General features: G+C 29.6%; 8 protein-coding genes. 1 reads left to right on the top strand and 7 read right to left on the bottom strand.

The features are described 5' to 3' along the window. Positions 1–145: 145 nt before the first annotated feature. Positions 146–373, top strand: a complete 228-nt coding sequence (locus tag Q0075_RS12980; RefSeq protein ID WP_297869880.1) for a hypothetical protein — start codon at positions 146–148, stop codon at positions 371–373. A gap of 165 nt (positions 374–538) precedes the next feature. Here the strand turns inward: Q0075_RS12980 and Q0075_RS12985 are convergent, their stop codons facing one another. The 7 genes from Q0075_RS12985 to Q0075_RS13015 all read right to left on the bottom strand — a co-directional run bounded on the left by Q0075_RS12985 (position 539) and on the right by Q0075_RS13015 (position 6,761). Continuing rightward, positions 539–859 (bottom strand): hypothetical protein, encoded by a 321-nt coding sequence (locus tag Q0075_RS12985; protein WP_297869881.1) that lies wholly within the window; start codon positions 857–859, stop codon positions 539–541. A gap of 4 nt (positions 860–863) precedes the next feature. Further along, positions 864–1,415, bottom strand: a complete 552-nt coding sequence (locus tag Q0075_RS12990; protein ID WP_297869882.1) for a hypothetical protein — start codon at positions 1,413–1,415, stop codon at positions 864–866. A 4-nt stretch (positions 1,416–1,419) separates the two neighbouring features. Beyond that, a complete protein-coding gene (locus Q0075_RS12995; protein ID WP_297869883.1) occupies positions 1,420–2,673 on the bottom strand; it encodes an exonuclease domain-containing protein in 1,254 nt (417 codons plus the stop codon). Then, the gene (locus Q0075_RS13000; RefSeq protein ID WP_297869884.1) at positions 2,670–2,990 is read right to left on the bottom strand and encodes a hypothetical protein; all 321 of its coding nucleotides are present in this window, start codon (positions 2,988–2,990) and stop codon (positions 2,670–2,672) included. Before Q0075_RS13000 ends, Q0075_RS12995 begins: the two co-directional genes overlap by 4 nt. 187 nt (positions 2,991–3,177) lie before the next feature. Next, positions 3,178–4,944, bottom strand: coding sequence for a DUF4375 domain-containing protein (locus Q0075_RS13005; protein WP_297869885.1), 1,767 nt, complete (start codon positions 4,942–4,944; stop codon positions 3,178–3,180). 159 nt (positions 4,945–5,103) lie between these two features. Next, entirely contained in the window at positions 5,104–5,703 is a 600-nt protein-coding gene (locus tag Q0075_RS13010; protein ID WP_297869886.1) for a hypothetical protein, read from the bottom strand. 170 nt (positions 5,704–5,873) lie between these two features. Further along, complete coding sequence (locus tag Q0075_RS13015) at positions 5,874–6,761, bottom strand: WG repeat-containing protein (protein WP_297869887.1); 888 nt, start codon at positions 6,759–6,761, stop codon at positions 5,874–5,876. Positions 6,762–6,839 lie beyond the last annotated feature (78 nt).

Raw genomic sequence — 6,839 nt, forward strand, 5'->3', positions numbered from 1 at the left:
GCTTTGTGAAATAAGAGTTTTTAGAAGAAATGAGAGTTTTTTCACAGCCTGACGTATCGTGGCTTTAATTCAGTTGCGGGGTGTCGAACCGCAATTGATTAAAACCGCTGTTAACAAATGTATTTAATTATTAAAATTATAAATTATGAAAGCTAAAGAAAAAGCAAAAGAAATATTAGAAACTTTTTTTAAATTAACTCACGATGGTAGTGATTGTAACTCACAAAACATTAAAATACAAAAAGAAAATGCAAAACAAGCATCTTTGTATTTGGTTTCAGAAGTAATAAAATCATTGAGAAAAGATTTACCAGCAATACCATTTGGAAAAGGTTATTGGTATTCAGTTAGAAAAGAATTAGAAAACCTTTAATGCAAAGTTCGGAATAATATATTTGTTAACGTTTTGCAGCTTGGCGAAGTGGCGGAATTTTAGGTACTTACTTTCAATTTAGCACTAAAGTTTATTAGAATTCCGAATGTTCAATTTAACACTGAACCCGCCATTTTGCCAAACTGCTGTTGTGCACAGTGCTTGTTAGTCTGTAAAAAACTTAATTCTAAAATCAAAGGCAAAATTTTTACATTTCGGACAATAATTGTTTAAAGTATTAAGTTCCAAATTAAAGTTTCCCAAGGTATTTTTTCCTTCGTTATTTCCCTTTAGTTCTTTATCAGAATAGAATTTATATTTGGGATTATTTATTTCAATTTTATAATTAACATTTTCAAATTCTCCCGTATCTATGTTAATTGCTGGAACTGGGCAATTAGTTTGATAATCAAATCTATTACCTCCATATTTAAAAGTATTTTCAAAATTGCAAACTCTGCATTTTGCAGCTATTATATTTCCCATTTTGTTAAATTATTTCTAATGGTTTCCAATTCAATTTTTCTTCAATTTCGGCACGTAATTTTGTTTTAATTTGTTTGGGAGTTTTACGGATGTACTCTTCAGCTATTTTGTTTACGGTATTATCTAATGATGATAAATATTGTAATCTGTCTTTTATTTTTATTTTCCAATTTTCAGAAAGATTTGTCCAAATTACAGCGTCTATATTACTATTTTGTTCTATCCAATTTTCTATGTTTTTTTGGTATTTAAAATTACTTGGAGAGAATTGTTTATTATTTTTTTCATAAAAACCTATATTAGCTATACTTGAACCTTCTCTAATAGCTAAATTTAATATTGATTGTTCTAAAGTATCAAAAGAAGATATTGCAAATAGAGTGGTAACTTCTGTCCCTTCATCAGTTATTACCAAAGTTAATCGACCATCATTAGATACTCTGGCGAATTCTATAGGTAAAATTGGGCCATCAGTTGACCATTTTGATTCAATTTTGTATGCTAAATTATCTGGTTTCCAAATTAAAGAACCCCAACCAAGTATTGCTATTTTCATAATTTTATTTTTTATTTGCTCTAAACACAATTTCTTTAAAACATTTAGATAATATTATTACATCAGAATTTGCATTATGAAGTTGAGTGATTTCGTGATTAAATAAATGTTTATAAAGTTCTGTCAATTTAGGATACTTAATATTTTCATCTTCTTTAGCCAACTCTTTTTGTCCCCATTTCATAGTACAAAATTTTCCTTTATCATGAGGGATATTTTTTAAGTTATATTTTTTAAATTCATTGAATAAGACATCATAATCAAAATCAATGTTATGTGCGACTAATGTTTTACAATGTTTTAAATCATTTATTACTATCTGATATGCTTCAATTGGTTCTTTTCCTAATTGTCTTATTAATTCGGGCTTTAATTTATTGATTTTAAAAGCACTTGAATTTTCATTAAACTCACAATTAATAAATAAATTATTTTTTTTGTGTACAACTCCATCAAAGTCTATTATCATCCATGATATTTGAATGATATTAGGGTAACTTTTATCAACAATTAAACCATCTGTTTCTATGTCAAAAACAAAGAATAATTTTTTGTTTAATTTACTTAAATCTACTTTATCAATGTCGCTTGGTTGAATAATATTCTCAATTTCTTCCAAATCTCCAAAATATGTTTTCTTTTTAACCAATTTACTTCGATTTAAAAAGAAATATTCAATGTATGAAAAATTATTTATGTTTATAAATTTTGGTCTTTCACATGGGTAAATACAATTAATAAAGCTATATTTTAGTCCAGAACTGTGTAATGAATTAGGTAAAACAACATGTGTATTCCATAAGATTTCGATTTTGTCAAACAAAGAAATATTTTCAATATTTGCTGGAAATGTTGATGTTACTTGATTTTCTTCTAAATCTTCTAATAAATCTGAATAAAAGTATATGTGAAATCCGTTTCCACTTCCAGACTTAACAGCCCATTCATAATTTCTTGGCAAATCTAAAAGAATTAGTAAATCTTCGATGAAATCATATTCATCGCAACCGTCTATGTCAAGAACATGTAGTTTTTCAAAACCAGCTACAGTACCTATACCAGTCGCATTTTGCCAATTTAAACTTTCAAATTCATCATTAGTTTGCTTTTGGCTTTTATAATGTTTCCACTTATGATATGGTGCTTTTAATATATCATTGTCATAAAAATTGTATTCTGTTAAAACATTTGAAATGCAAGTAACATTAAAGCCTATATTCTTGTAATGTTTTGCAAATGCTATTAATTCATAGTTCATAAACTGTTCTGATTTATTAAGATTTCAATACATTTCAAAACACTATCAATACCTTCATTAGCTTCAATGCTGATTTCGTTTTCTTCATTAGAGAATATATTTTCGTCAGAAAATATATTCTTATAATTTTTTAAAGTGTTTACGTGCTTAACATTGTTTGTTGTAAAAATATGATGATATTCTCCTAAATAAATACTTTCTTTAAAACCTAAATTTTCAAAAAATAAGCTAAAACTAGTTTCTTTTTCAACTATTACCCATTCGAAATATTTTTTTAATGTTTTGGGATATTCTTTTTTATATTCTAAATAATTCATTGTATTTCGTTAGGTTATTGAATTCTCCGGTTTTTTTTAGCATTACTTACAACGTTTTCGGGCTTTGCGTTCGGGCGGGTTTCGGAGTACAAAACTGTCAACCAGTACTACACTTGAATAGAAGTACAAAGCTCCAAATTTGCACGTCACCCCGCCTGACGCAAAACCCGTGTTAGCTGTGGTGCTTCTACTTTTCATCCAGTCTGAATTTGAATTTTACAAATGTATATGACTGAACTTTTTTGTCGTCTTTAGTCGCTGGAACAAATTTTAAACTTTGTATGGCTTCTTCAACTTCTTGAGCAATTCGACCATTGTCAGCAACTGAAAATTCTTTTTTTATGACATTTCCGTTTTCGTCTACAGTCACGAAATAAGTGTAACTTAAATCATAGTCTTGTGGGTAGCCTTCAAACAATGAAAGAGGTGCTTTAAAATTTGTTGCAATCTGCTTGAAGTTTGTTGATACTGGATATTTGTCAGCGGTTTTTAAGTCACGATTTGTCAGCCAATCATTTTCCATTTCACAAACTATTTCGGTTACGACAAAAGGCTTTTCAAACATTGGAAACTCTTTTTTAGAGATTTCTTTACCGTCCTTGTAAACCTTTTCTTCCTTTAATTTACCATTCTTATAATATTTACGAGTTATTCCATTTTCCTTTCCGCCTTCCATTTCTTGGTAAAGAGAAAGAACTCCATTTGTATATGTGTATTGCTTACCGTGCCGTTTGTAGTTTTTGTATTCTTGTTCGTTATGGTCTATATGCCCTTCCCAACCACTATAATCATAAATATAAACACCAGTTCCATTTTTAAGGGTTTGTTCTCCGCTTTCAAGCCAGCAATTATGAATTAAAAAATCTCCGTTTTTAAATTCAGCTTCCAATTTCTTTTTTCCGTCTTTGTGAAATTCAAGCCATTCGCCATTACGTTCATAGTTAGATATGTAAGTCCCTGTTTCAGCTAATTGACCGTTTTCATACCATTCTTTATATGTTCCAATTCTTTCGTCCTTATCAATTAGTTTGTGTTCAAGTTTTTTAGGGTTTCCGTTTTCGTGATACCAATAATGTTCAAATTGTCTTTTGTCGGTGAGTTTTGTAACTGTGTATTTTTTGTTTCCGTTCTTAAAGTATTCTTCTCTTTCTCCTGTCTGTTCACCATTAAGATACTGAATAACTTCTTTAGGTTTTCCACTCTCGTAAAAACTTTTGAATGTGCCAGTTATTACTCCTTTGTCAAGGTTGAAAAGTTCCTTTACTTGGTTGTTCTTATGGTAAGTTTTACACTCTCCGCTATACTTCATATCAAACTCTTTTCCTTCTTCGTCAAGGCAAAATTCGTTTGGGTTTTTTCTGATGTACTTTTCAAGTCTTGTCATTGTCTTTTCATTGAGTTTATAATACTCGCTGTCTAACTCTGACAATTCTTCAAGTCTTTCGTATAGGTCGCTATCAAACAAATCCTTTTCTCGGGCTTTATCAATGAGTTTTTTGTTTTTCTGATAAATGTTGTCGGCTCTTTGAATTAAGTCAGCCATTTTCTTATCGCCAATATGTTCAAGACTTTTAATGATTGTCGGAACATAATGTCCATAATCATTGAAGTAAAACTGAACAAATCCGCCATTTGTTACTTGTGCGTCAACATACCACCAATAATACAAAGCCTTTTGCCCGTATGATAGAGATTTACCTTTTGTTATTTCTCCATCTCTGTCTTTGATAAAGTTTGAAATTGGTTCAAGAACAAACCAACCGAAGTCAAAACCTGTCAGCCGAAAAAATTCACCTTTATTAAGTTTTGGTCTGTAATGAGCTGTTTTGTCAAACTCCCAATACGGGTCGTCTTTGTGTTTGTCCTGTCCGAATAGTTTAAAAATTCCCATTGTCAATACTGTTATGGTCGTTATTGTTAGTCCACCGATAAATATATTTTTTGTCTTTGTCATTTTGTTGAACGGTCGTCATAGCATCACAGCTAACGTTTTGCGGCTTGCTCTCAGTGGCGTTGAACCAGCACCAAGCCATTACAAATATAACAAAACATTCCATTCAGCAGCGGATTTTCCGTAGGAAAATCCGGAAATAGCCATTGAAGCAAACCGCTGTTACCAGCTGGCCTTTTTACCTTTAATTTGCTTAAGTCGTTTTATTATTTTTTTTGAATTTGTATACTTTGCTATAATGACTTCTCCAGAATCATTAGTTCCATTAAATTCATTAGGAAAATATTTTTCAGAATCAATCTTATTTAACTCTTTCAAATTATCTACTGAGAAGTTTTGATATAATTGAACTTGATACAAATATCCTGAAATTGGTGGCGCATGATTATTTTGGCTCCATGAGTAAAGAATTACAAGTTCGTCTTCTGAATCATTATCTAAATTCCAAAGAAAAAGCTCATTTATTGTAGCCTCGTCACCTTCAGGTCCAACATTATCAATTAAAATACGATTATATGAATTTCCTGAAATTTTTATGAATACATAACCCAATAAAAAGTTGGTTTCCTTGTCGAGATAGAAAGCAAATATTGGTTCTTTAGCGTTATTCCAACTCTCAGTTTCAACAGTTGTTTTCAATTCCCAATTAATGTTTTCTGAGCATCTTTGAGCAAAGTCTTCAGCAGATTCACCAACTTTTTTTTCGTAGAGTTGAGCAAATGTAGTTAGAGAAAAAAAGTATAATAATAGAACAGATTTCATTGTTAGTGGGATTTTTTTTAGGCTTGCTGGTAACGTTCCCGGGCTTTGCGAGGTTGCGGACTAAAGAAGCCGAAACTTTCGATTAAAGACAGAACTCAAAGATACAAAACCAACTTTAAATTAAGCCCTAAACCCGCAATCTTGCAAAACCTATGTTATGTAACGTTTTTTCAGTATTCGTAAGAGTAAATTTCGTCTTTTTTGTTTTTCCTTTTCAGTACGATATATTCTTTACGCAAATCTATACTGTCATAAATAGGTTCTTTAGTTACAGTTCCATTAACATTTATTAACCCAATTTTGTTGTTTTTTGTGATTATAAAATATCTCCAATTTTGTGACGATTTAAGGTCATCATAGATGGTTGGGATTATTGTTTCATTTTTGGAGTTTATGAGACCAAATTTATTTTCCTTTTTTATAATTTGAAATAAATTTTCACCCATTGCATAATGTCTAACAGTTTCAATTAATTCAATTTTTTCATCTAAAATTATATTGTTTTCCGAATTGTTTATATCTATAATTTGTGATTTATTATCTTTTGTGGCAAAAATTATATTCTTGTCAACTGTATAAAACTTGTATTCTTCTGGAATTATATTTTTTCCGTTAAAATCATAAACTCCGTTTAGATTATTTCCGTTTTCTGTTATATAAAAATCATCATTTTCTATTGAGGAAACTCTTTTATATTTTATTGGTATTATAATTTTTCCATTAATATCAGATAATCCAAATATTGATTTTTTTGTCCAAAGAATAAATCTTTCGTTTTTTCGCGGTAATATGAATTCAAAGTCTATAGGAAGAATTTCTTTATTATCAAGAGAAAAAAGACCATTTAAGTTATTCTTTCGGATAATTAGTCTTTGATTTTTAAACTCAATAAAATCATATATAAATGGAATTATCACATTTTTTAAACTGTCTGTAACACCGAATTTATTTTCGCTTCTTTCAATGAATCTATTTTCCTCAATCTTCGTTTTAGAATTTTGAGAATATATTAATGTTGTTAAAAGCAGAAATAATATAGTTGAAATAGTTCTTTTCACCGATGTCGTTTTAAAATGTTGCATAACGTCAGACTGTGAAAAAACTCACAATCTTTTTAACAAAAATAGTAAAAAACT

This window comes from uncultured Flavobacterium sp. (assembly GCF_937967675.1).
GTDB lineage: Bacteria > Bacteroidota > Bacteroidia > Flavobacteriales > Flavobacteriaceae > Flavobacterium.